The following is a 26,753-nucleotide window of genomic DNA, read 5'->3' as shown; positions in this document are numbered from 1 at the left end:
AGTCTCGGAGTGAGCCATGAGATGTTAACGTGCAATTCGTCTTAACTTGCCTTAGCAAGTTTCGCGGCACGAATCGATGCCGTAGCATAAACGATGAGTGCAATCCATATGAATCCGAAACCGACAAGCAGAACAGGCGATACGGATTCTTTGAACACAAATACACTGAGTACCAGCATAATCGTCGGACCGATGTATTGAACGAATCCAAGTGTGGACAGTGACAACCGCGCGGCTGCTCGGGCAAAGAACAACAACGGCAGCGCCGTTACTACCCCAGAAAGAAGTAATTCGAGGAACATTGGTGTAGGCAGCGTCCAAGCCGTCGTTTTCCCTACAATCCCCAGGTAGATCCAGTAACCAAGTGCAATGGGGAGAACTACCGCTGTCTCTGACAGCAATCCTACCGAAGCATCCTGAGCAATCTTCTTCTTCGCCAGACCATACAAACCAAAGGATACAGCAAGTGAGATCGCGACCCACGGGAAGCGTCCATAATCGATGGCAATGATAAGCACAGCCGCTCCAGCAATAGCAATGGCGAGCCATTGACCCCGATTGGGCTTCTCACGTAGGAACATCACCGCCAATAATACATTCAGTAGCGGGTTCAAATAATAACCAAGGCTTGTCTCGACAACATGCCCGTTGTTGACTGCCCAGATGAAGATTAGCCAGTTGGCAGCGATCAACAGTCCACTGGCGGTGAGGGCTAACAGTTGTGTCCGATTAGCCAGAATTCGTTTCATCTCACCCCAACGGCGCTGGATCGCGACAAGAATGCCCATGAAGACAAATGACCAGACTACCCGATGCGACAGAATCTCACCTGCCGGCACATGATTAAATAACTTCCAATAAAGCGGGAGAACTCCCCACATGATATACGCGATTATAGCGTTAACCAACCCGTTGTTCATAATGTATGAATTCCTCTTTTCTCTCTATGATGTCTGAACGGATTATACGCCTCATTCTATATGTAAGTAAAGACAATAATCTGACAGCAGAAAAGACCCTCTGGTTCAACTGCGTTACATATTTCACTGCACAACTAGTCGATTAGGAGGGCAATGTCTGTACAAACGATTGAAGCGTATTCGTATAATAGATGTCGTTCCTGCGGATGAACAAGGTAGAAACTTTATTGAATTCTTCAGGCATATCGTAACCATGCAGCTTGCCTGCATTTATCCAAGATTGAATAGACGATTTGGGAGCAATGGTGATGCCAATACCAGCTGCAACACTTCCGATGATCGTTTCGAAAGTGCCAAATGACATCACTTTACGAGGCATGATGCCCTCTGATCTCAACCAACTCTCCAGCCTTTCTCGATACGTACAGCCTTGGTTGAACAGTAACAGCGGCATAGTTGAAGCATCTTCAATAACAAAGTGATCACTTTTGCTCACGATAACTAATTCTTCATCAAAAACATGATACGTTTCGATTAACGGATGATTGACTGGTCCTGTCATAAATGCACCATCTAGCCTTGAATTCAACACATCTTGAAACAAATTCCCACTAACTCCTGCATGTAGAGCGAGTTCTACACGGGGATATTTATCAATGTATGGCGACAAAATGCCAGGTAAATGTGTCATGGTATCCACAATCCCGATGTTCAGAATCCCCCTGGGGTCTTCCGAATTTTGAAACGCATATTGGATCTCGTCAAACTTCGTCAGAATCTCTTCTGCATATTCCATTAATCGTTTGCCTTCGGAATTTAGAATCATGCCGCGTTTGTGTCTCACAAATAATGCGGTCTGCAATTCCGCTTCAAGCTGTTTGATTCTGGCGGTCACATTTGATTGTACATAGTTTAAATCCAATGCAGCTTGACTTACACTCCCTCGCATGGCGACCATTTTAAAAATTCGCAGATCATTAATATCCATTGCTCTTCCCCCATCATAGACTCATCCAGCATGTATGTTGATCGATTTTCAAGCTCTTTTAAGTATCATTTTAAATGATGATAACTAGCATTTACAATCATTTTACTCCCTCTCTCCTGTCACGTAACATAAATCACGTTGAATTAATCGTATTGGAGAGGATTGAAATGAGCAAGAAGGTTGGGCTGGGTACGTTATTATGCTTGATCGCTAGTATGTCATGGGGAGCTATGTTTCCGGTGGCACACAGTGCATTACATATGATGGATCCATTATACTTTTCGTTTTACCGCTATTTATTTGTAACGATTATTCTTGTCGTGTTGCTTTATGTTAAGGAAGGGAAACAGGCTTTTCGCTTTGAGGGTCTGAGCCCCAAGCTGTTGTTCTATGGAACGATGGGATTCACTTTGTATAATTTCATGATTTTCTCTGGACAACATCTAATGGGTGATTCGGGTATCATTGTTGCCTCGATTATGGAAGCTCTGATGCCAATGATTACGGTTGTGATCCTTTGGTGTCAAACCAAAACCACACCAGCAAAAGCCACATTAACCAGCATAACGATTGCTCTGATCGGAGCTTTACTCGTAATTACTAATGGCAGTCTTTCATTTTTCATGATGGCACGAGATCATCTACTTCCTGTATTACTAATCTTTATGGGAGCTGTAGGCTGGGTTGTTTATTCGCTTGGCGGGGGTTCCTTTCCCAAGTGGTCTGTACTGAGATATTCAACACTCACTTGTCTGCTCGGAACGGTCGTTTCGTTTGTCATCGTATCCTCGGCTACTCTGTTGCAATGGCTTCCTGCGCCCCACTGGAATGACTTGCTCTCTATTAAATATCAGATGTTATTTATGATTCTTTTCCCTGGAACGATTGCTTTATTAAGCTGGAATACGGGGATGAAAATGCTCTCACCTGTTAATGGCATCTTATTTATAAGCTTAGTTCCTGTGACCACATTTATGGTAATGTCGTTTCAAGGCTATTCGATCAGTCTGAATGAATTTTACGGCGCGTTGTTGGTCATTTTTGCATTAATCCAAAATAACCTCTCCCAGCGTAAAGCTCTGAGTAAGACAAACCTTCGTGAGAAATCAGTTTAAATGAAGAGCATGCTCTTTCCTATATAGAGAGATGGTTAGAGGTAGTAAATCGAGTTTATGGATCAGTTTGTATGTTTAACTTCCATTAAATATGTGCGGATAAAGAATCAACCCTTCACTTATCCTTGATTCATTTATCCGCACAATTACATATCCATTTTCTAGATCGATTTATCGTTCAGTGTTCATATAATATAACGCACAACGCTTAATGCGTCTGAGCGGAGTTCTGATCTTTCTTAGCCACGAGTAAAAAATAAGTAACGACCGCGACAATACTCGTTCCTAACAAAGTAAGTCCGAGCGGAACAGCGGTGTCCTCTCCCGCAATACCAACGATTGGAGCAACCAAAGCTCCTAATACAAAGGGTACGACACCTAGAAGCGCCGCTGCACTACCAGCCATTTTGGATTGGCTTTCCATAGCGAGTGGGAATGCGGCAGTTGACGTAATACCGATTGAACATACGAAGAAGAACAATGGAAGAACCAGAGCAAACAGTGGCCCTTGAGCAATCGTTACCGCTACAACGACAACACTCGATATGAGCGCAAGCCACAGACCGGATAACAGAAGCGTCTGCTCAGGAATGCGGTGTGACATGCGTCCCACAATTTGCGAGCCAATGATTAAGCTAATTCCATTCGATGCAAACAATATGGAGAATACCGTCGGACTTACACCGTATATGTTCTGGTAAATAAACGGTGTGCCTGCCACATAAGCGAATACACCCGCGGTCATAATACCCTGTGCCAGCATGTAACCAACAAACTTGCGATCACGCAGCATGGTACCATAACCACGAAGTTGAAGTTTAAAATTCGGAGCGATGCGCTTTTCAGGAGGATTCGTTTCTTTAAGACGCCATTGCGTCATAATGTACAAGAAAACGCCTAGGATCGCGAGGGAAATAAACACACCCGGCCACGATGTGAACGTAAGGACCCCACTACCTGCAATTGGAGCTGCCAAAGGGCCGAGATTTCCTACAAGCAACAGTAGAGAGAAAAATTTAGTCAGTTCATGGCCACTATACAAGTCACGAGCAATAGCGCGAGAAATAACGATTCCTGCGGAAGCTGCAAATCCTTGTGTGAAACGGAACAAGATTAGCATACCAATGTTAGGCGAGTACGCACACGCTAAGGAGCAGATGATATAAGCAACCATAGAGATTAGCAAAGGTTTACGTCTGCCATGAGCATCACTGATTGGCCCCACAACGAGCTGACCCATACCTAACCCCAATAAACAAGCTGTAAGACTGAACTGAACCAGTGATGCATTCGTGTTGAACATTGCTGCAATTTCAGGAAATGCCGGTAAATACATATCGATTGTAAATGGTCCTAACGTCGAAAATACGCCCAACAATAGAGCTAGACCAATCACATTCCATTGCTTTCTTTTTGTCATGATTCCTTAAGTCTCCACTTCATCTATATTTTTAAATAAATTGATACACATCGTTATATTGTAAAGTTGAACCTATGAAAATTACAATCATTAATTTTAAATGTAAAGAACGAACGAGCCGCAAGTGAAGATATGCGAGCCGTCCGTTCCTGTTTGGTTCCTATTCAACTGGGTCAACATATTCCACATTCACTAGATTCATTGCGTAGTTAAAGCTCCAGTAAACTCTCTTACTTTTTCAGCGATTTCTTTGGCATGGGTTCGATATAAATAATGATCTGCCTCCAATAAAACCATCTCTGCATGAACAGAATTCGCTAGCTGCTTCTCGTGTTCGGGTACCCACTCAGGCGTTACCGGATGCTTGGCCTGAACAAAGAGCTGGACAGGGAGATTGGGTGGAAAAGATATTTGCGCTGCGGATTGGAAATTCGAATACATACTCACAGCTTCATTTAATTGAGTGTTGTTATACATATTTTTTTGTCTCAATATTTGCAGTTGTTCTTTTGTTACTTCACCATAAGGCATATCTTCATACGGATCATCACTTAGCTTTAATTGGATACGGGGAAAGCCCAAATTACGGAACCATTTGATCTGCTGGGTCACGGACGAATCGATCTTCTGTTCGCTCAATGTTGGAACACTGCTATCTAGTCCGATATATGCGCTCACTTCATCTGGATATTGGTTCACATAATTAAGACTGTATAATCCTGAAATGGAGTGAGCCATCAGGATATAACGATCAATCTGAAGACTCTGTAAGGCTTGATGAATTTCACTTACAATCTGTTCCGTAGAACGTTCCTTATCCGTTTGATCGCTCAATCCATAGCCAAAAGGCTCAACCACAACCACTTTATAATAAGGGGTTAATTCTGATAGCAATGGCTCAAAATCAAGTCCAGGTGCCGCATTGCCGTAACCAGGCAGAATGACTACAGTCTCCTCACCTTCCCCCTGAATGAGCACATTCATCTGTTTTCCATCTACAGACACATATTGACCATAAGGCTCAATTCTTTTTTGTTCTGAATGACTAGCGATTTGATTATACGTATAAACACCAGCGATAAACAGTAATATGGCTATAAGGATCGCAGCGAATATTTTAAGTAAAATAAGTAACACTCTCTTGGTTTTACTGCGCTTTCTCCCTTCTTTATCTACGGATGGATTCACATTCATCAACTCCTCTATATATCTATGCAACTTGTCTCGTCATTCGCTAAACCAGTCTACCGAACAAAAATGCTACAGTTGAATCTCTTTCATATACGCTTTGAACTCCGCAGCGATTTCTTTGAATTTGGTATGGTGAAGGTAATGAGAACCTTCCATCGGAATCATTTTGCCCTGTGCAGATTGTTTCACCTGCTCCTCATGTAGCGGAATCCACTGTGGATTGTGCTCGTTATTGGATTGCACGAAGAGTAGCACAGGCAGATCACGCGGATAGGCGAGTTTTTCGCTGTTTTTGAAATTAGAACCTAGGTGCTTGAGCTCGTCTATCATTGTATCGTTACTCGAGACTTTATTTGAGATCAGATTCATCTGGTCCTTAGTATGTTCATCAAATGCAAGCGATTTATAGGAATCTCCACTTACTTTTTTGATTAATCGCATCAGCCCTGATGTTTGAAGAAACTGCATCGATTTCAGTGGCAATTTCACATCCATGCCAGGTTGATTCGGCACACTGCTATCGATACCAATAAAAGCCTGAACCTCATCCGGATAATTGTTCACATAAGTAACACCATAGAGTCCTGTGATCGAATGCCCCATCAACACATAACGGTCAATACCAAGCTGTTGCACAGCCTCGTGAATTTCACTGACGATATTCGCTGTCGTCCGCTCCTTCTTGGTTTCATCACTTAATCCATAACCAAAGGGCTCAATCGCCACCACTTTGTAACTCGGTGTTAACTCATCAATCAACAATTTGAAATCAAGCACAGGTGATGGAGTTCCTTGACCGGGCAAGAGTACAATCGTTTGTTCGCCGCTGCCTTGAATAGAAACATTCATTTTCTTCCCGTCCACTTCAACATATTGACCATAGGATTCAATTTTATTTTTCTCCATACTGATACTAATCCCATTTACGATAAACGTAATGCCTAAGAATAGTACAAACGCTCCGACGATTCCTCCAATGATTTTCAACCATAATTTCCGTTTTTTACGTCCCTTTGTTCCAACATTACTCTCTACCGTTTCTGCCACGTTCATCTTCTCCTGTCCTTATATCTGTCATGCCGCCATGGCAACATTATGTAAACAATGGATTCAAAAATTCCTTTTGAATCGACATTCCAAGTATAAGCAAACAAGATGTCCCCTTCATGACGGGAATATGAACTGAATATGAACAAGCTAATAATGGATAAATATAAAAAAAGGAGAACTGCTGTTATAAGCAATTCTCCTTATGCATTACATCGTTTCTTGTTGAGCTATGATCATCATGCTTCTTGATCTAGGATCATCCTTCGTTATTCTTGGATCATCAGTCTTAATGATCGAGGAACACAAGTTGGATAAAGAACAGTACTGCAAAAACGTAAAATATCGGGTGTACGTCTTTGCCTTTGCCGCGAAGCAGCTTGAGCACTGGATAGAAGATAAAACCTATGCCAATACCTGTCGCAATACTATGCGTAAGCGGAGTTAAGATGATAATCAAGAAGGCAGGGAATGCCTCTTCTAGATCCTTCCAATCAATTTTACTGATTACATTAATCATAAAGTAACCGACAATAATGAGTGCTGGCGACGTAATCGCCGGAATGCCGGAGATAACACTTACGATTGGCGCAAAGAACAATGTCACGGCAAGCAACACACTCACTGTAATTGCAGTCAGTCCTGTTCTTCCTCCTGCCGCTACTCCTGTGCTGGACTCAATATATGCGGATGTCGGACTTGTTCCGAGCAATGAACCTGTTGTTGTACCTACCGCATCTGCCAGTAACGCTCCACGTGAACGTGGGAATTTGCCATCCTTGAGCAGTCCTGCTTGTTCAGCCACACCAAGCATTGTGCCCGTTGTATCAAACAAAGTGATCAATAGGAAGGTAAATATGATCGTGTACAAGCCATTGGAGAAGACCCCTGCCAGATCCAATTGAAACGCTGTCGTCCCGAGCCCTTGCGGCATGGATACAATCGATCCTGGCATTTGGAATAGTCCTAAGATCCAAGCAAGTATCGCGGTAACCACCATACCGATGAATAGATAGCCTTTTACATTGTAAGCCATTAGAACAACCGTGATAATTAATCCGATGATTGTCAGGTACGTCATTGGCTCTGCTAAGTTCCCGATCGTAATCAGATTCGATTCTGAGGCAGTAATGATGCCCGAATTTTGCAAACCTACTGTTGTAATAAACAAACCAATCCCTGCTGTGATTGCATGTTTTAAGCTCGCCGGAATGGCATCTAACAACATGTAACGGAACGAAGTGATCGACAAAATGATGAACAAAATCCCTGCAATGAATACCGCTCCAAGTGCAACTTGCCAAGAAACGCCATATCCAGAAACGACACTGTAGGCAAAGAATGCATTAAGACCCATTCCTGGTGCCAAGACAATCGGGTAGTTAGACCAGATTCCCATAATCAGAGTCGCAACAATACTTGCCAGAATAGTCGCAATGAACACACCATTAAAGTCCATGCCTGTACTGCTGAGAATTCCTGGGTTTACAATCACTATGTATACCATCGTGAAGAATGTGGTAATCCCTGCAATAATTTCTGTTGAAACAGTCGTGCCTCTTTCTTTCAGTTTGAACCAGTTGTCCATGGTAAAGCCAGCCTCCAACCTTCATAGTATTAACCTAAGCCACACATCAAAAAATCCTAATCTTCGTATAGGATTGTTAACTATTCGCTCCTATATTCGTCATTAGGATTTAACAGCTAAGCTTTTCACCAAAATAATCATACTCATCTCTGTGTTAACCTGATGTCCCTTTCGAATATTAATAAATTTAGCAGGCATTGTCAATGAATTATTCGATTTGTTCACACTATTTACGAACTATTCATATTATTTTTGTAATATTATTCGTTTTTTTTGATGACTGATTCATATTATATAAAAATTCTGAAATGCCATCCATATAGCCCTGAACGGTAATGTTTCTTGGTGCAAACAAACTGATTAATAGCGCCCGGATCGTCGAGTCCACCGTTGTAGTAGACAGCATGGAGTGCTCGGTATTTGGCAACAGCTTCACGTGTAATAGTTCCGGTGGCGAAACCTGTTCCCTTTACACCTGCTCTGTTTCTCTCACATCAACGTTTATGTCATGGTCACCAACCATAAGCAGAATCGGGGAGTCAAAATGAGCGATATCTTCTGTTGCATCTGCGGTGTAATTCTTACTGACAAATATCCAGCGATCTCTAGACATCGCTTCTTTTGGATTAGTCATATTCACATAATCTTCGTAAGACCCGCCCGCCTTCAACAAGGTCTGACCTAAGGTCAAGGACTGAAATGCAAAAACAAACCAAAAAAACACCTTAAGGAGCTTTCCCCCATCATTAGACAGGAATATTCGCTTCAAGGTGTTTTTCTTCATATTCATTTTTAGAGGTGATATCTTAGTTAAAGAGTTGGATTAAAATTCCAGTTCATCGTCAGCTCGTAGCAAATTTGGAATTTGTACAATAAAATGCACAAAATCGTCTTCGAATTCAGGATATACAACTCCATCATATTTTGCGGCTATCTTCTGTACCGTTGTAAGACCAATGCCTTCGTGTAACGGCTTCGTAGAATAACCTGGATTGAAAATATGTTTATAGCTACTTATTTCTTTGCTCGATCTATTAGTAACTTTGATAACGCTTTTACCACTTCTTTTTAGAATCATAACTTGTATCCATCGATCCTTAGTAGGATGCTGCTCTACTTCATCAATTGCATTTTGCACGAGATTACCAACCATCTTATTGATATCACTTACCGTGCACGGGATGTGTGATAAATTATAGTAAACAAAAATTTCAAGTTTAATTCCTTTATGTGCCGCCACTTCTCTAAATGTACTCAATAAGGCACCCACTGCTGGATGATATAAAGGTAGCACTTCATTCAGATCACTAACCTCATCCACCATCGTCTGGACATAATCTGTACATTCAGCATAACGTTTACCCTCAAGCATACCGAAAATTGCCTGTAGATGAAAATTAAAATCATGGCGCTGCGAACGAATTACCTGCATGAAGTTGAACATCTCTTCCTGATTTTGTTTGTCCATGATACTTTCTATTTTATCGTTAATATACAAAAAGAATATCTTAATAAAGTATATAAACAGAATGAAAATAACAAATGTGAACGAAAACACCATCCACTGGTGAACCATAGGATATAAACGCAGATGATATAAACAGTATAGAATCCATATAAACATTATAGACAACGTGAATATGGCTGGAAATAAGCTATAAGCGACTTTTCTTGCTAAACTGCCTTCGGATATCAAGTGAATGTCTGCTCTATTGGAGAAAATTGACACCTTTCTGCTGTATATCGCCAAGCCTAATACGGCATACAATATTAAACCGATTAAGCTCGTATATACGTTATATTCACTTACCCCAGACTTCATAAAGTAACTTGAAATCACTTCTCTCAAGAGTACATGAATTAGATATACAATGGATGAAAGCAAAACCACAATAGAGGAGAATGAATACGATAGTTTAAAACACTTTTTGAACAAATAAATGAGAACTGCGAGAAGTCCTAATGTCCATAAAGAATATTCCTTGGGGAAAAATAGCTCTGAGCAGATCACAAGTAGGCTGATTGCTACAGAGCTGATTGTTAGTGGTTTGAGGCATTCCTTAGGATTGGTGCCGATTAGAGATAATGCAAATAAAAGTGAGACGAATATGACAACAGGATAAGCAGAGATACTCCAGATAGTTGAAAACGTGATGTTCAAGTCATTTCACCGCCAACACTTGCATAATTTCGATTCGTTTCATCGTGGTGCATCATTGTTTACCAAATTTTAATTCCATTCTTGATTAATACCTGCTTGAGCTCATGGTGTTTATCCCTACTTAAAGGAATAATCTCGTCTACATCTTTTAACTGAACCGTATACGAACGTTTAAATTCGTCGGCGTGTATGCTTTTTATTTTATCAATCGGAATTAGAAAAGATTGATGGGTGCGAAAGAAATTATAATCACTGAAGATTGCCTCCAGCTTCTGCAATGAATCCGTTAATTTGAATTTCTCGCCTGTCTTGCAGAAGATGAAGACTTTACGTTCGATTTTTTCTAAATACAAGATATCATTCACATTAATAATCTCTAGTCCACCCTCGGTATGAATGCCAATCTGGGTTCCCTTTTTGGATTGATCCTTGTAAGCCAGGTCTCTAACTCTGGTCAAAGCCTGTTCTAAGCGTAATAGATTGACTGGCTTCACAAGAAAGTCGATCGGCTGATATTCGTATCCATTTAACGCCAAGTCAACGTGACCGGTTATAAAAATAATCATTACATCCGGATATGCCACTTGGATATGACTAGCAAGCTTAAATCCATGAATGTCTTCCATTTCAATGTCTAAGAGAACTAAGTCGATCTTATTTCCTTGCAAAAACTTGATAACATCTGCACCATTTGAAGCTTCTCCTACAATAGTAACAAAACTAAATACCTCTAAAGATGATTTTAAAATATCCAGACTTATCTGCTCATCATCCACAATCAGGATATTTAATTGTCGGTTCATAAAATCATCTCCAATTCGTGCCTTGTTCATCGAAAAAGGGCTCTAGCTTTAATTATAACCGAATTGCAAATCAAAATATTTACGATACAGAGAATTTTCTTTATGATATAGCTCCTCATGTATACCGATGTCTTGAATCTGACCACCAGCTATAACAATAATGTTGTCGGCGTTTTTGACCGTTTGAATATTATGGGCTACAACAATCGTTGTTCTTCCCTTCATCAGATTATTCAAAGCTTTCTGCACTTCGACCTCATTATGGGCATCCAAATTACTTGTTGCTTCATCAAGGAGTAAGTAATCTGGATCTTTGATCACGGTTCTTGCAATCGCAACTCTCTGACGTTCACCACCTGATAATTTTGATCCGTACTCACCTACATCCGTATCATAACCATCTGGTAATTTCATTATAAAATCGTGGGCATTCGCTAGTTTCGCTGCTCTAATCACTTCCTCTTCCTTGGCTTCACGATGTAGGCCATAAACAATGTTATCCCTGATCGATCCCGCAAGGAGCGGGCTGCTTTGCGCAACGTATCCCATTGCGTTCCTCCACTCGTCCATATTAATATCATCAACCGGGGTGTTACCGAACATAATCCGGCCAGAGTTGGGTTCATAGAAACGCTCTAACATATTCAGAATTGTCGTTTTTCCTGATCCACTTGGCCCAATAATAGCCGTCACCTCTCCTTTAGGAATGTTAAAATTCAGATTGGAGAGAACCTCTTGTTGACCATAGCGAAAGGAGACTCCTTCGAAGCGGATATCTTCGTCAGGCAAGGCAAATGATTTTTTTCTTGCGAGCTCTTCATTCTCCACTTCTAAAATCTCACTTACTTTAGCAGTAGCACCCTGTGCCTCTTTGGAAAATCTGAAGAACATCACAAATTGTGTAGCATACAAGGAGATCGATTGTGAATACATAAACATCGTAATAAGACTTGCCATATCCAGTTGCCCTCTATTTACAAGGACGCCACCATAGATCAATATTATAGCCTGACAATACGACTGAATGGAATACATGGCAGGCTCAGAGATTAAGCTAACTTTAGCTTTATAGATCTGTGCTTTATAATGTTCCATTGCTACTTCGTATCCTTGCTGCAACTCTAACTCTTCTGTACCAGAGGATTTAACTTGGCGAATATTGGTTAATCTCTCTGTAACAAAGTTAGTGAAGTTAGCATATCGTTCCTGCATTTTATGTTGTGCTTTGAAATAAAATCGACCGATTGTAAAAGCAATTAGGATTACCCAAGGAATCACGACAGACAATGCAAGAACCATGGCAGAACTCATGTCAAAAATCGTCTTAAGAATCAGAAACAACCCGTATACAATATTAACAAGTGTAAATAAGAAAGTAATCGTATAACTAATCTGAGACGTATCACTTGTGACACGGCTTGTTAGTGAGGTTGGATTGAGCTTATTAAAAAACGAAACCGGCATTTTAATAAATTTAGTCCATACTAAATTTTGAATCTTGCGATCTGTTGTGAGTTCAATCCATGATGCAAATATGCTTGTGGGAACATTGATAATGGTTAAAAGTAGGGATACTCCAATATAGGTTGTAACGATTTGCCGATCAAATATTTCCCCGCCCATAATGTTTCCAGCTAATTGAGGTAATTTAACAGATACTGTTGTTAAAGCAAAACTGAATAGAAGATTGAGTATATACCATTTCCACGGTAGTTTGGATTTAATGATTAGTTTGAAAAATGGACCCCATTTTTGCTTTTCGACTTCGTTGATTTGCATACTATTACCTCCTTTCGTTCACGTAAGTTTTATGCATCAAACTGTAATTCGACTAATTTTTTGTACAGTTTATTGTTTTCTAGCAACTCTTCATGACTGCCTATACCATTAATCTCCCCATCTTCTAAGACAAGGATCTGGTCTGCGTCTTTAACCGTGGCTAAACGATGTGCAATGATTACCGTTGTTCGTCCAACCGCTAGCTCCTTTAGAGATTGATCGACGATAAATTCGGATTCGGCATCCAGGCTTGAAGTTACTTCATCAAAGAGTAAAAAAGGAGGATTTTTTAAAATAACCCTTGCTATGGCAATTCTTCGTCTCTGACCTCCAGATAGCTTAGAGCCATTTTCTCCAACCAGAGTATCAAAGCCTTGCTCAGAGGATTGAATAAAATCTAGCGCACAGGCTGCTGAAGCTGCTTTTTCAATTTCCTGCATACTTACTGTTCTGTCCACGCCATACATAATGTTGTCGCGAATCGTTCCAGAAAATAACTGTGTATCTTGTGCTACATGACCAAAAGCTTTTCTCCACTCCTGCAGTTTGTAATTGTTAATGGCACCTCCACCAAACTGGATCTCACCAGAGTTAGGTTCATAGAATCGCATTAACAAATTGAAGATGGTTGACTTACCAGCACCACTTGGCCCTACAATCGCGGTAATCTTACCATGTGGGATGGTAAAGTTCATATTTTTAATAATTTCTTTTTCTGCATATCGGAAAGAAACATTTTTAAACGAAATATCCTCATCTTTCGGTTCGAAGGATAACGCTCGATTATATTCCTCCATAGGCTCCAGCGTAATTTCTGTAATACGTCTTACTGCTCCTTGGCCTCTTTTCACAAGAACCCAGTTCCCCATAAGAATAGATACCGACGTTAAAAGACCTTCTGCGTAAAGATAAAATGCAATCCAAATATCAATGGTGATGATCTCTCGTGAGATTAAATAGATCCCTAAAAGGATAATGATGATGGTTTGCAGAACCCTCACGAGGTTATTAAACAATCCAAAAAGATGCCCGAACATATGAAATATAAAATTCACTTTAAATAATTCTTTAATATAGCCTTTCCCTCTTTTTTCTTCCTTTTTCTCATTCACAAAGGACTTAACAAGTGGAATATTCACTAAAATCTCAGATATGAATCCAGTTAATTTGGCAAGCTTTGCTTGAATTTTAACATTGTACTTAAAGTTAATACGTCCATTTAAAATCCCGATTCCGATGGATACTAATAAAATGCCTACTTCTGCCGCAGCTAATCGCCAATCATAGCTAAATAGGATGAGGAATGCGCCTACGATTCCGTAAACAGAAGACAGTATATTGCCGATCCCGTAAGCTAATAGGTCGCTCAATTTTGTTGTATCATCAGTCGTACGGCTGATCATGTCTTTCGCATTGCTTTTATCAAAATACGGGATGGGTAGCACAATTAAAGCTTTCAAGATTAATTTACGAAAACTCAAGGTTACTTTGGCTGAGGCTACATTCGCCAGAAATTGTCGTACAGCTGTAAATATAGCTTGTCCTAGAACGACCAAGATACTCCCCACGATGATGGGTCTACTTATATCACCTGCAGTGATCTTTTGAGCATATTGGGGGAATAAGAGACTAAGTTGCGCGGATGCGAGACCTACAACGGTAGATAGGATAATCCAGAAATAAGGAAGCTTCGCTTGAATTAATAATTTGAAAAATGGCTTCCAAATACCACGTTTACCACTTTCATCGGGTTGAACTGACCCAAGGGGATTGGGTGCCTGAACAGAGGTGGGGCTCTCCGTCATAAGTTGACCTCCTTCTAGAACTACGTTTAACTAACATCAAATGTAACTTATTATTCAAATGGTAATACTCGGGTTAATTTTAAAAAAACTCATAGACTGATCTCGTTGTATGAATGTTCGTGTGATGACTTCAACATCAAATCAGGCTATGAGTGGCTTGTATTAATACATGTATTTGCCTACGATTTCTTTCATTTCATTTAACGGTATAAAACCAAGTTTTTTCTCTAATACTTCTCCATCCTTCATGAAGAATACAGTAGGTACGCTAGTAATACCCTGTTGCTCAATAATATTCTCCGTCTCATCGATCTTAAGCTTCACAATATTGATAAATGGAGCTTCAAAATCAAGCTCTTCCAATGTTCTTTCTAACGTTTTACAAGGAGCACAATTAGATCCATAAAAATCAACAATGACAAAGCCTTCTTTGGTTGCATTCTCAAATTCATTCTCTTTAATTTCAGTAATCGCCATGTCTCTTTCCTCCCTCAAACTTTTACAATCTCTTATCAATTTATTTTATTTTAATACTTTTCTTCCGTTTTTCAATCCATTATGTGCATTACGGCTATTATCGTGTTTATCACAACCAAATTCGGGATAATTGGGAACGGAAACGGTACAAAAACCTTACACAATCAGTCATTAATTTATTTATAATTATTCATATCTCTGCATTTTGCCCATTACAGTTGATCAAGCGCCTGCTTCAAGTCATCGATAATATCTTCCACATCTTCTAATCCTGTGGATAAGCGGATAAGACCATCCGTTATGTTAAACGTGTTCCGATCTTCTTCAGCAATTGAAGAATGTGTCATAGAAGCAGGATGCTGTACGAGTGTTTCTGGATCACCTAAACTAAATGAAATCATAGCAAGTTGTAATGCGTTTATTAAGCGTTTGGCCTCGTCAAATCCACCCTTTACTTCGAAAGAGACAATCCCGCCCATATCTATCATTTGCTGTTTGGCTAACTGATGCTGAGGATGTGAGTGTAGACCCGGATAGTGTACCTTTTGAATTAACGGATGGTCTGCAAGAAATTCAGCAATCTTTGCGGTACTATGGCAGTGCTGTTTCATTCTTAAACCAAGCGTTTTTAACCCACGCAATATCAAGAATGCATCCCACGCACTCAGATGTTGTCCTAAGTCACCTACCATGTTCTTTCGCATCCAGTTAATCTCTTTTGTTTTGCCTGCGATGAATCCAGCTATGACGTCCCCATGCCCGTTCAGATACTTTGTCGCACTATAGACAACAACGTCAGCTCCTAATTCAAGTGGCCTTTGTAAATAAGGGGTCATAAAGGTATTATCAACAATAACCGTTATCTCGTACTTATGTGCTAGATTGGACAGACCTCTGATATCTAAAACGGTCAAACAAGGATTAGAGGGTGTTTCGAGATAAAGAACTTTGGTATTCGAACGTATGGCACGTTCTACAGCGTTCAGGTCTGTACAATCAACAAACTCCGTTTGGATTCCATAGCGTGGCGCGAGATGATGAAGGAACTTATACGTCCCTCCATAAATATCTCGTGTGCATAGTACATGGTCTCCTTGTTTTAAATAGGTTAGAAGTGCACTTGAGATGGCTGCCATACCACTACTTACTCCCAGTGCTGATTCTGCTCTCTCCAGGTGAGCTATTTTCTCTTCTAATATCTTCACCGTGGGGTTCCCGTACCGGCCGTAATAGGTTCCTGCTTGTTCTCCATTAACACAAGAAGAAGCAGCTTCGACTGTTGGAAATGCATATGCAACTGCCGGGACGACAGCCGATACAACTGCACCCGATTTTTCACAAGGTTCCTGAGCGGTATGAATAATAGCTGTGTCTATACGCCAATTGTTATCATATTGTTTCGCCACAATCACTGCCACCCCCATTCATTAAGAATCCAGAAAGATTGATTAACGGTCTATACTCATTAGTCATGAAGTTCAATTCTTTTTTTAGACAGATTCAGAACATAATTGTAATAGTACATTTTGTACTGTTGTTGAAGGTAATCTTCAAACGAATAGCTTTTCTTCAATTCCTCTACGGGTTGATCGGCTTTATTCGCCATTTCTTTTATATCTTTTTCATACGTTTCTAGATTGAATTCATTGCCACCCTTAGCATCAAAAGATTGACCCAGTAGCATTTCTTGTATACCTCTTGTTAGCGATTTCCGAACATAAGCTTCACTTTCCTCTAACGATGGATTTTCAAGCTCCACCGAGGCATATTTCACAACATAGTCCTCATAACTCGAGTTCTCCCGGGCTGCATGTTCTCGTACGTTTTGAAGTTTATGGGCTATATCTTCCTCACTCATGTCGAATTCTGATCCGTCTATACCTGCTTTAATCCAAGCTTGTGCAATTTTAAATACATTCTGCTTTTTCAATTGCTCAGAGAAATCATGGTATAAATGAGCTTTGTACTCCTTGATCGTATGAACATGCTCTATATTTAGGCCTTCAATGAATTCATCTGTTACCTCGGGCACAATTTTTCTTTGAGCATTTACTACTTTTAGGTTCGCTGCCTCTCCATCTATGCTAATGCGCTTAACTTCCCCTATTTTCATTCCAACAACATGCTCTTCAATACGTTTGTTAAAACCAATGCCTACGGAAACCTGTACATTACTTTTATTAAGATCAGTGTTGTCACTTTCGATATCCACTGTAACAATGTCACCTGAAACAATTGGATCAGATGACTCAATCAAAACTACATGTTTCTTTGCCACAAATGAGATCGCATCTTCAACCTGGGATTCAATTTTTTCATGTTGAATGGAAAGCTCCTCAGGTATGATAAATGTACTAAAATCATATCTATTTAATAATTTTGATTTTAACAATCTAGTCACTCCTTTATTATTATCATGGTTTAGCTACCATAAAGTTTCACATATAAAAGAATCTAAAATATACAAGATACTTGCACACCTGTATATTCTAGATCTTTTACTTGGTTAAGAATTGTTAGCCGCTAGACACACAGAATGTATCTCTTATTACTGACGTATTTATCCGAAAGCGTTAGGATATTAGATCTGTAACGACATCGAACACTTCTTTATTTTCATTAATTTTATCTTTGTTACCAATTACACAAGAACGGCCTTGCGCTACGATTTCTTCAAGCAGTTTGGCATATCCCTGTATATCCTCAGCCGTAGTTGATAGGATCTCTCGTCTTTCTTTCTCCAGATCAGCAAATGATATGTTACTAAAGTAGTATGCATCACTTTGCTCACCTTTTTCGCGATCGGATAAAGGTCTATCTTGCCCTGCAATGGTGCCAATGATATACTTTGTCATCGTTTGTTGGTCTTCATTGAAATCAGCCAAATGTTCGTAAGCATGATCGTAAACATTGAAGGTAGCTGCTACATTCGGGTCTCTATAGGAGTAAAATGAACAGATTCCCCATCGACTAATCATCATGCCTACTCCATATGCCCCACCTTTTACCCTTACAGCATTCCACAGGTAATTCAGGTCAAGAATTCTCTTCAGAACCTTGAGCTTACCCGAGTATTCATAACCTAATGTTTGATATTGGTAACCTTTCGTGACGTAAGAAACACCGCTAGAAATAACATAAGCTTCATTTTCTTCAGTTGTATCACTGATTTCTGTAGGTTGAACCTTGTGATTCTTCGTTAAATCATTTAATTCTAACCGAGGCAAGAACTCGCTGAATACGTTAAATAACGCCTGATCTCCAGTGAAGCTTAAGACAAGATTCGTTTTGGTAAAGACATGCTGTCTCGTTTTCTCAAGTGCTTCAAGAATAGATTCTTGATTCCGATCAAAGTCCTTCAAGATACTACAAATAAAACGATAGAAGTTGATTCCATCTAGATTTTCTTCATATTTGGCAGCGTGAGATAATTGGGAATGCACCCGCATTAACGCAAAGGAATGACCGTTTTGATTCAGACTCATCTCAAGATTCAGCTTGATTTCTTGTAGCAATTCCAAAATTCTCTTCTCATCTGTGAACAGCGAGTGGTTTATGATTTCGTTCAAATAATGGAAAGAAACTTCGAGATGAGGCTCAAGCACTTTAGCTCTAGCTCTTAATCTCACATTCAGATTCTCTTCATTTGAATTTTCAAACGTTTTATTAGAGAAATCCAGTCCTCCAAACTTGATACTGATTTCATTAGATAACTCGTTATAGTTATAATTTCGGGTATCTACCTTACCCAGGAGCTTGCTTAACAAGGAAACGTAAGGAATGTAAGACTCACCCAGTTCTCTCACCACATTTTTGATATCAAAATAGAGATTGTAGTGCGCAATCTTACTGGTGTTCATCTCATGCCACAGTGTATCTATGCCATTAACTTTTACTTCCGTGCAAGGGATTCTCTCTGGACTCTGGTTAAGGTCACTCAACGTGAGCATTGGAATCTGTTCAAGATCTTCCTTCGTATCTCGTGTAGACTGTCTTTGGATAAGCTTTTCTGTTTCCTTTTGCAGTTGATCAAGCTCTTCTGTACGAAGTGAATTCTGATATGTCTTAAGTTTGTTAAGTTCAGCCTGACGCTTCTGTTCTCCTAATGTCCTGGATGGCTTCACCACTGCAAAACTATTGTGCTTACTATTCAGAATGATCTCTTCAATGAGTTGTTCGAAATAGTTTGTAGTCAGTGCTAATTTCATCTGTTCAAATAATTTCTCATATGCTAGACAATCTTCGGGTGTTCCATCATATAGCCAGTTATCCATAACAAATAAGTTATAAACAAGCCCTTTTGGCATACCAAAGTCTGCTTCTCTTAACTGAAACTCACTCCCGCTGATCGCACCTTCAATGAGCTTCTTATCAATTCCTTCTTCTACAATTCGTGTGAGTTCTTCGATAACTGCAAGCTTGAATTCTTCTTCCTGTCCTTCGTGAGCATTTCTAACGATGATTGAGAAAACGGGCTGACGCAAAGCACTATTAAACATCCCTGACACATGCTGCCCAATCCCTCTCGCAAGGAGTGCCTTTTTCAATGGTGCGGCTGGGCTAGTTAGCAGGATTTCCTGTAAGATCTGAGAGGCCACCGCACGTTCTCTATCAGAATGTTCACCAATTACAAAATTTAACGCCATATGCACTTTATTTTCTACCGTATCTGTTTCCAAAACTTCATATTCTTTAACAACAGTATGCTCCTGAACCGGTTGCTGTAGAGGTATGCTGGAATCCATCTGCTTTTTGTCATATTTAGATAAGTAATCCTGATCCAGAAAAGCTAACGTTTCTTCTACATTCAGATTCCCGTACAAAAAGATGTAGCTGTTGCTTGGGTGATAATACGTATAATAAGCTTCCATAAAAGCGTCATATGTTAGATCGGTAATCTTCTCAGGATCTCCCCCTGAAACATGACGATAAGGGTTATCCGGGAATATGGATTCATTAATAGTATTGGCGAGGATGGTATCAGGAGAGGAAAATACGCCCTTCATTTCATTAAATACGACACCTTTGTAGATGAGCTCATCCGAGGTTTCACTTAATTCGTAATGCCAACCTTCTTGTTTAAAGATCTCATCGTGCTCCCGAATATTTGGATTGAATACGGCATCCATATATACGTCCATGAGATTCATGAAATCTTTCTCATTCCGACTGGCTACGGGATACATCGTTTTGTCCGCAAAGGTCAGCGCGTTTAAGAACGTGTTCATCGAACCCTTTAACAATTCAACAAACGGCTCTTTCACATTAAATTTCTCTGATCCACAGAGAACTGAATGCTCCAAAATATGAAATACACCTGTGCTGTCACTTGGTGGCGTACGGAAAGAGATGCTAAACACTTTATTATCATCCGTACTATCTACATATAATAGTCTAGCTCCAGTCTTGGTATGTTCTAATGTATATACATTGGCATTAAGCTCTTTAACGAAAGTTTCCTTGTTGACAGTGAAGCCAGAATACACTTGAGTAAGGTTTAATTTCGACATGTTTTACCCCCTGATGAAATTTTTATCATTCTAGCATTGGGGTAAATGTAAAACAATATCGTTGGTTTATTCAGGAACAATTCATGTCTATTCAGGATAGTATGGTGTTCATTTGACTTTGCTAACTTCAGTTCCAAGACAAAATAAAAAGAGATCGTTTCCTGGATTCAATACCTGGAAACGATCTTTTTAGGTGATTAATTAGAATGTATGAGCAAGATCTTTGGCGCGTTGAATTGCATTTTCTTTAATCTCATTTGCATTCAGATGTGACTTTGCCAGACCTTCAAGGACAATATGTTCAAAGCTTGGAACTCCAAAGAATTTCATCATCACCTGCATGTGTCGATGGCCCATTTCGAATTCCGACGCAGGAGCCTCAGAGAACACTCCTCCACGAGCTTGGATGTGCAACGCTTTTTTGTCTGTAAGTAATCCGACAGGACGACCTTCAATATATTTGAATGCCTTCCCTGCTACGGATACAGCATCGAAATACGCCTTCATCATCGGTGGATACGATAAATTCCAGAATGGCGTAACAAATACATATTTATCTGCTGCAGCGAACTGATCAGAGATTTCACCCAAACGTGCGACTTTACTTTGTTCTTGTTCAGTCAATTGATCAAATGAAGTGCCTGCGCCAAGCTTACCCCAACCGCTGAATACATCAGCATCAATCATAGGGATATTATCCTGATACAAATTAATATGTATAACTTCATCATTAGGATTAACTTCTTGGTACGTTTCTACAAAAGCTTTGCCTGTAGCCAAGCCATAAGATTGTTCTTCTGTAAGCGGGTGTGCGGTGATATAAAGTAATGTACTCATTAAATATTCATCCTCTTCTGTATTTGATTTAATAGAATAATCCTGTAATCACATCGATTACATGTAATCATCATAATTACAAGAGATGCGTTTTGTCAACAATATATTTTCCTCATCACAAGTGATATAATATTTGGGCATAGATTTGACTACAGATCGTGTTAGTCATTAAACAAAATGGAGATGAAGTTATGTCTATAAATACGCGTTTTTCGGTTGGAATTCATATTTTGGCGTTTCTCGAAATCAATACAGGGAGTTCTACCTCTTCAGAAAATATAGCTAAAAGCGTAAATACGAACCCGGCTGTGATCAGGAAAATTATGGGTATGCTCAAAAAGGCAGATTTGATCCATGTTCGTCCTGGGATCGCAGGTGCCTCTCTTACTCGCAGCATTTCTGAGATTACTTTATTCGACATCTGCGAAGCTGTAAATACTGAGAAAGACAGAGAGCTTTTTAATATGCACAAAAATCCGGATCCAGACTGCAACGTTGGGAAATATATAGAAGATACGCTTGAACCCATCTTTGGCACAGCCCAAAGAGCGTTGGAAAAAACGCTGCAGAATGTTACGATTGCAGACATTATCAATGATATATCTAATCAGCAAGATCAGCCCGTTGCTATCTCGAAAATGTAATAACTAAATAAAGCCTGACCGTGTATGTTAACGGCAGGCTTTTTCAGTTCAATTATAGTTACTATAAACTTATGAAGATCAATTCTGTATTCAAATTCTTTTTGAACACTTTACTTTTAAAATATACTGTGCTATTGTTGATTTCGATAAACATGAAAATGAATTGCGTTAAGAAACGGAGGGAAATCATATGGAAGATCATTCAGAAGCCATTAAACAGGCAGTTAAAATATATAAAGCTTTAGGTGATCCTACCCGTATGAATATTACCTTGATTCTAACGAAGGAAAGTAATTTGTGTGTTACAGCAATTGGTCAAAGACTTCAGAATGTGGCTGGTTCTACATTGTCTCATCATCTGAAGCAGTTAACCGATTGTGGTTTAATTGAGTCTACCAAAACGGGCTCTTTCATACACTACACCTTAAACAAAGAAAAAGCTGAAAAATATGTGCCATTTTTAGGTGCATAATTTTTTGCATACCATTTCTATTATTCTAGAAATATAGAAACGTAAAATTCTCTACTTTATGAAACCATATCCTAAGGAGGCCAACAGCATGTCAACAGCAAATCTTACTCAGTCCAACTCCCCTTCATTCTCTGAAGTCATTCAGACCCGTCGAGCCATTCGTCATTACGATCCTTCCGTTCATATTTCCCATGACGAAATTAAACAGTTACTGGAGGAAGCTAATCTCGCTCCTTCATCCACAAATCTGCAACCTTGGCGCTTTTTCATTATTGATACGGAAGAATTAAGAACCAAGCTGCTCCCAGTCACATTTCATCAAAAACAAGTGATGGAAGCATCGGCCGTTATAGTGGTGCTTGGTGATACAGAAGGCTACAAACGTGCTGGTGAAATTTACGGAGAGGCAACGAAACAGGGATTGATGCCAGAGGAAGTGAGCAAAGCTTTTATTGAAAAAACGCTGAATAGATATAACGCTCTTACCAAAGAAGATATAAGCAGAATCATACTCGTTGATGGAGGTTTGGTCTCCCAACAGTTCATGTTGGCAGCACGAGCCCACAATTATGATACAGGCCCTCTTGGCTATGATCCTGTGGGGCTTATCCAAGCGTTCGATATAAGTGATCGATATATTCCCATCATGGTTATTACACTTGGTAAGGCAGAACAACCAGGACATCCATCCATAAGACTGCCTATAGACGATATTACCTTTTTCAATACAAAGCCTGAGTAAATAAGGGAAACAATAAAGACAAGCTGTATTCAATCTTGAAATGGGATTGTCTTTATTGTTTTAATCAGCCCATAAATGACTTCAAATGAAAGAGGGTACCCCGCCTTGATATGGCTTGTGGGGCACCCTTTTAGGAAATAAAATTACGGATTGGTTGACCAAAGTACAGCTTCCTTCAATAAAATCCGTTGACTAAGCTTCAATTGAGCCACAATTAGTTCACCCAAATCTTCAGGTTGCATAACCTTCTCGGGATTACCGTCTGTTAGCTTGGATTCAATTGCCAAGTCTGTAGCTACCGTACTTGGTGTTAGTGTAGTTACTCGAATATTTTTCTTACGCACCTCAAGCATTAAGGATTCACTAAGTCCAATAACTGCTGCTTTGGATGCCGTATATGCACTCGTCAGTGGCGCACCTCGGAGCCCTGCCGTTGAAGCAACATTAATAATATCACCTGTATTACGCTCCATCATCTCTGGCAATACTGCGCGAGTTGTATAATATACCCCTTTGACATTAACGTCGATAATATTGGTCCATTCTTCGGGTGTCAATTCCATGAATCCTCCGAATTTACCAATTCCTGCATTGTTAACAAGGATGTCGATGTCTCCTAATTCGCTTCGAATTGAATCCACTGCTGTGGTGATTGCATCCATGTCAGACACATCTGCTGAGGCTACTGCAACGTTCACATTGTACGACTTAAGCTCTTCCGCTACATTTCGTAAATTTTCAAGACTCCGGCCAACTAGACCTACATGTACACCCTCTTGTGCAAGCGAGATTGCGATTGTTCTACCGATACCTCGGCCTGCTCCTGTAATTAATGCTACTTTACCTGTGATGGATTGCATTTTAGTTTCTCTCTCCTTTTATGTTTCATAAGTAACCTGAAAACATTATAACTATAAAGTTCATATTACATGCTTAAATTCGTATTGAATAGAATGCACTTTTTGGTACGGAGGTTACCAATTGGTAACCTCCTAAGATCACTCCGTTTCCTGTTTAAGTTGTTCGATCCGGTTACTTCCCCATGTATACATCATCTCGACAATCGGTAATATACTCATCCCGACCGTTGTCATCGAATACTCTACTTTTGGCGGAACATCAGGGTAGACCTCCCTATGAACAATCCCATCTTCAATAAGTTCACGGAGCTGACTTGTCAACATTTTATGCGAGATTTTTGGAAACAACTTCTGTAAATCACTGAAACGGTGCGGGCCTTCAACGCCTAAATGCCATAAAATAACAACTTTCCATTTGCCACTGAGTATAGATAAGGTATACTCCTTTGCACAATGATAGTCTTTTTCTATTAATCTGTTTCTTATTTCTTGTCTTAAACTATCTGCCATTTCTCCATCATCCTTAATGATATTCATCATTTCAAACCTTATATCTTTAGTCAATCCTATGTATTATACCATCAATATCAAAACAGATCTTAAATAAGAAACAGCCCGACTCCCTTATAAAGTCAGGCTGTTTCTTATTTAAGATGAATTCAAACAACAAATAATAAGGATTTCTGTTATTTCAACTTAGCATTATCCTCAAGAATTGAATGTAGTCTTTATTAGTTTAAAATGAGGCTTGAAAAGCTAGATGTGTCTCTGCTTTTCAAGCCTTCGATCTTACTTTTGGTATGGTGGCCATGCAAAATCTTGGCCAAGACTCGCTTTTGCGTCTAAAAACGCCTTGTTCTTGTACTCATATAATTGCTGGTATCCTAATTGATCCTCTTGAGCTGGCATTTCATGAAATAGTCTTTCGACTTCTTCTTCACTTTTAGCCAAAACTAACTTGGCTGTCATCTTCGCACGATAATCTTTAATTTTCGCCTCGATCCCGGCTTCGGTTGTTCCGCCTTGAACTGTCGTTGCTTCAAAAGCAAGATCATTGTAAGCAAATTGTTCAAAAAATGCATCGTGCTCTTGCGTGATTTTTTCGAATTCGTTGCTAGGGGCCGGCGTTGTACGCTTGATTGGTACCCAATTCAATAACCAACCGAACGTGTCGTTACCATATTTGCGTTTGGCAGCCTCAGGGTCAGCTTCAAAGTCTTTAATGCGCTGTTCTGTAAATTTCACACGACCTTCATCGTCATAATCCCAGGCAATCCCTTTAGGTCCGTAAAACACATTAAGTGACATTTCATCTGTTGATAGATACTCAAATAAACGAATGATTTTCTCCTGATGTTTACTCTCTGTGCCAACCATACTTAACATCCAGCCAGACAAAGGACTCGGTGTAGCATACAACTCTTTCCCTGCATCCCCCTTAATGGGTGAGACCGGAACATACAATGCCTTATTGTCATTTTGGTACAGAGAGTCCCATTTCAGAAGAGCATTTGTTTTGGCAAAAACACTTCCTGCCGCGATTTTCTCCATTTTCTGATCATCATTCAGAGTAAGGCTATCCTGTGGCAACAATCCTTCCCGATACAATTGATTAAGAAATTTAAAAGCTTCCAAGGATTCAGGTGTACGGATCATATCCTGCCATTGACCATCTTCCGTTTCTGGGGCGGCGCCGAAGAAATGCATGAGATTATGGTGATCAAAATAGGCGGGAATCATATTGAAGCCATTATATTGAATACCCGATTCCTTCACTTTTTTCAAAGCTTCGATTGTACCTTGTTTGGTTGCAAAATCTTCGGGCTTAACACTTACCTGATCCATGATATCTTTGCGGGCTACCATATCAATATGAGTAGCTAGCGTATCTCCTTCCTGCATGTTTTCTTCTGCATAGAAAAAGTTAGGCAATCCGTAATAATGTCCATTTTCATTACGATACCAATCTTGAATGGATTGAGGAACCTTGAAGTCCGGAGTATACTTCTCGATTAACTCATCCAGCGGAACCACTAAACCAGAATTTTCTAATATTTTGCGCTGAGGTGCCACGTTCCATACTGTAATGACATCCGGAATATCTCCTGAGGCAATCATCGCACTCAACTTTTCTTCGTTTCCGCTGATAAACTCAACTGTTATCCCTGTCGCATCCGTAACCATTTTGTCCACCAGCACATTGTCCGCGTCCCACTGTTTCTTATACCAGTCTGCTGCTACAAACCATTTAATTTTAGTTGGTGCATTACTATTTCCCTCATCCTGAGCAGTTTCGTCGGCGCTCTTTCCTGTACATCCAGCTAATAGAGATGTGAATAACGCCAATACCAGCAATACGACAGTAGACCTGTTTATACGTTTCATTCGAACCCT

General features: G+C 39.9%; 23 protein-coding genes. 4 read left to right on the top strand and 19 right to left on the bottom strand.

The genetic code is table 11. The features are described from left to right. Positions 1-41 precede the first annotated feature (41 nt). A complete protein-coding gene (rarD, locus tag MH215_RS17105) occupies positions 42-920 on the bottom strand; it encodes an EamA family transporter RarD (protein ID WP_239291689.1) in 879 nt (292 codons plus the stop codon). A 142-nt stretch (positions 921-1,062) separates the two neighbouring features. Then, positions 1,063-1,908 carry a LysR family transcriptional regulator gene (locus MH215_RS17100; protein WP_239291687.1) on the bottom strand — a complete coding sequence of 282 codons (846 nt, stop codon included), beginning with the start codon at positions 1,906-1,908 and terminating at the stop codon, positions 1,063-1,065. Positions 1,909-2,075: 167 nt separating this feature from the next. On the opposite strand from MH215_RS17100, the gene MH215_RS17095 reads away from it, so the two are divergent. Continuing rightward, a complete protein-coding gene (locus MH215_RS17095; protein ID WP_239291685.1) occupies positions 2,076-3,023 on the top strand; it encodes a DMT family transporter in 948 nt (315 codons plus the stop codon). A 208-nt stretch (positions 3,024-3,231) separates the two neighbouring features. Here MH215_RS17095 and MH215_RS17090 read toward each other — a convergent pair whose 3' ends face one another. From MH215_RS17090 to MH215_RS17025, 14 genes are all read right to left on the bottom strand, one after another. Next, positions 3,232-4,443, bottom strand: a complete 1,212-nt coding sequence (locus MH215_RS17090) for a multidrug effflux MFS transporter (protein ID WP_239291683.1) — start codon at positions 4,441-4,443, stop codon at positions 3,232-3,234. A gap of 198 nt (positions 4,444-4,641) precedes the next feature. After that, the gene (locus MH215_RS17085; protein ID WP_239291681.1) at positions 4,642-5,637 is read right to left on the bottom strand and encodes an alpha/beta fold hydrolase; all 996 of its coding nucleotides are present in this window, start codon (positions 5,635-5,637) and stop codon (positions 4,642-4,644) included. 66 nt (positions 5,638-5,703) lie between these two features. Further along, positions 5,704-6,687, bottom strand: coding sequence for an alpha/beta hydrolase (locus MH215_RS17080; RefSeq protein ID WP_481857450.1), 984 nt, complete (start codon positions 6,685-6,687; stop codon positions 5,704-5,706). Positions 6,688-6,970: 283 nt separating this feature from the next. After that, positions 6,971-8,269: an NCS2 family permease gene (locus MH215_RS17075; RefSeq protein WP_239291677.1), complete on the bottom strand. Its 1,299-nt coding sequence runs from the start codon at positions 8,267-8,269 to the stop codon at positions 6,971-6,973. Positions 8,270-8,738: 469 nt separating this feature from the next. After that, a complete protein-coding gene (locus MH215_RS17070; protein WP_239291675.1) occupies positions 8,739-8,993 on the bottom strand; it encodes a hypothetical protein in 255 nt (84 codons plus the stop codon). 99 nt (positions 8,994-9,092) lie between these two features. Next, entirely contained in the window at positions 9,093-9,737 is a 645-nt protein-coding gene (locus MH215_RS17065; RefSeq protein ID WP_239291673.1) for a sensor histidine kinase, read from the bottom strand. A gap of 752 nt (positions 9,738-10,489) precedes the next feature. Continuing rightward, entirely contained in the window at positions 10,490-11,233 is a 744-nt protein-coding gene (locus tag MH215_RS17060; protein ID WP_239291672.1) for a LytR/AlgR family response regulator transcription factor, read from the bottom strand. 48 nt (positions 11,234-11,281) lie between these two features. Then, positions 11,282-13,012 carry an ABC transporter ATP-binding protein gene (locus tag MH215_RS17055; RefSeq protein ID WP_239291671.1) on the bottom strand — a complete coding sequence of 577 codons (1,731 nt, stop codon included), beginning with the start codon at positions 13,010-13,012 and terminating at the stop codon, positions 11,282-11,284. A gap of 29 nt (positions 13,013-13,041) precedes the next feature. Further along, a complete protein-coding gene (locus MH215_RS17050; RefSeq protein WP_239291670.1) occupies positions 13,042-14,817 on the bottom strand; it encodes an ABC transporter ATP-binding protein in 1,776 nt (591 codons plus the stop codon). A gap of 162 nt (positions 14,818-14,979) precedes the next feature. Then, positions 14,980-15,294 carry a thioredoxin family protein gene (locus MH215_RS17045; RefSeq protein ID WP_239291669.1) on the bottom strand — a complete coding sequence of 105 codons (315 nt, stop codon included), beginning with the start codon at positions 15,292-15,294 and terminating at the stop codon, positions 14,980-14,982. A gap of 212 nt (positions 15,295-15,506) precedes the next feature. Continuing rightward, on the bottom strand, positions 15,507-16,700 hold the full coding sequence (locus tag MH215_RS17040) for a trans-sulfuration enzyme family protein (RefSeq protein ID WP_239291668.1): 1,194 nt from the start codon (positions 16,698-16,700) through the stop codon (positions 15,507-15,509). 59 nt (positions 16,701-16,759) lie between these two features. Then, the gene (locus MH215_RS17035) at positions 16,760-17,686 is read right to left on the bottom strand and encodes a trigger factor (protein ID WP_239291667.1); all 927 of its coding nucleotides are present in this window, start codon (positions 17,684-17,686) and stop codon (positions 16,760-16,762) included. Positions 17,687-17,867: 181 nt separating this feature from the next. Beyond that, entirely contained in the window at positions 17,868-20,804 is a 2,937-nt protein-coding gene (locus tag MH215_RS17030) for an insulinase family protein (protein ID WP_239291666.1), read from the bottom strand. Positions 20,805-21,005: 201 nt separating this feature from the next. Beyond that, a complete protein-coding gene (locus tag MH215_RS17025; RefSeq protein WP_239291665.1) occupies positions 21,006-21,641 on the bottom strand; it encodes an NAD(P)H-dependent oxidoreductase in 636 nt (211 codons plus the stop codon). A 191-nt stretch (positions 21,642-21,832) separates the two neighbouring features. Between MH215_RS17025 and MH215_RS17020 the strand changes: the two genes are divergently transcribed. The 3 genes from MH215_RS17020 (at position 21,833) to MH215_RS17010 (ending at position 23,499) form a co-directional block, all read left to right on the top strand. After that, positions 21,833-22,285 (top strand): Rrf2 family transcriptional regulator, encoded by a 453-nt coding sequence (locus MH215_RS17020; protein WP_239291663.1) that lies wholly within the window; start codon positions 21,833-21,835, stop codon positions 22,283-22,285. A gap of 190 nt (positions 22,286-22,475) precedes the next feature. Beyond that, positions 22,476-22,757, top strand: coding sequence for an ArsR/SmtB family transcription factor (locus MH215_RS17015; RefSeq protein ID WP_239291661.1), 282 nt, complete (start codon positions 22,476-22,478; stop codon positions 22,755-22,757). 88 nt (positions 22,758-22,845) lie between these two features. Continuing rightward, entirely contained in the window at positions 22,846-23,499 is a 654-nt protein-coding gene (locus MH215_RS17010) for a nitroreductase family protein (RefSeq protein ID WP_239291659.1), read from the top strand. Between the two features lie 143 nt (positions 23,500-23,642). On the opposite strand, the gene MH215_RS17005 is transcribed toward MH215_RS17010, so the two are convergent. From MH215_RS17005 to MH215_RS16995, 3 genes are all read right to left on the bottom strand, one after another. Next, entirely contained in the window at positions 23,643-24,359 is a 717-nt protein-coding gene (locus MH215_RS17005) for a 3-ketoacyl-ACP reductase (protein ID WP_239291657.1), read from the bottom strand. A 138-nt stretch (positions 24,360-24,497) separates the two neighbouring features. Next, a complete protein-coding gene (locus MH215_RS17000; RefSeq protein WP_239291656.1) occupies positions 24,498-24,869 on the bottom strand; it encodes a winged helix-turn-helix transcriptional regulator in 372 nt (123 codons plus the stop codon). 279 nt (positions 24,870-25,148) lie between these two features. Then, on the bottom strand, positions 25,149-26,744 hold the full coding sequence (locus MH215_RS16995) for an extracellular solute-binding protein (RefSeq protein ID WP_239291655.1): 1,596 nt from the start codon (positions 26,742-26,744) through the stop codon (positions 25,149-25,151). Positions 26,745-26,753: the final 9 nt, after the last annotated feature.

This window comes from Paenibacillus sp. ACRSA (assembly GCF_022346845.1).
Lineage (GTDB): Bacteria > Bacillota > Bacilli > Paenibacillales > Paenibacillaceae > Paenibacillus.
This window is presented reverse-complemented; position numbering and strand designations above follow the sequence as displayed.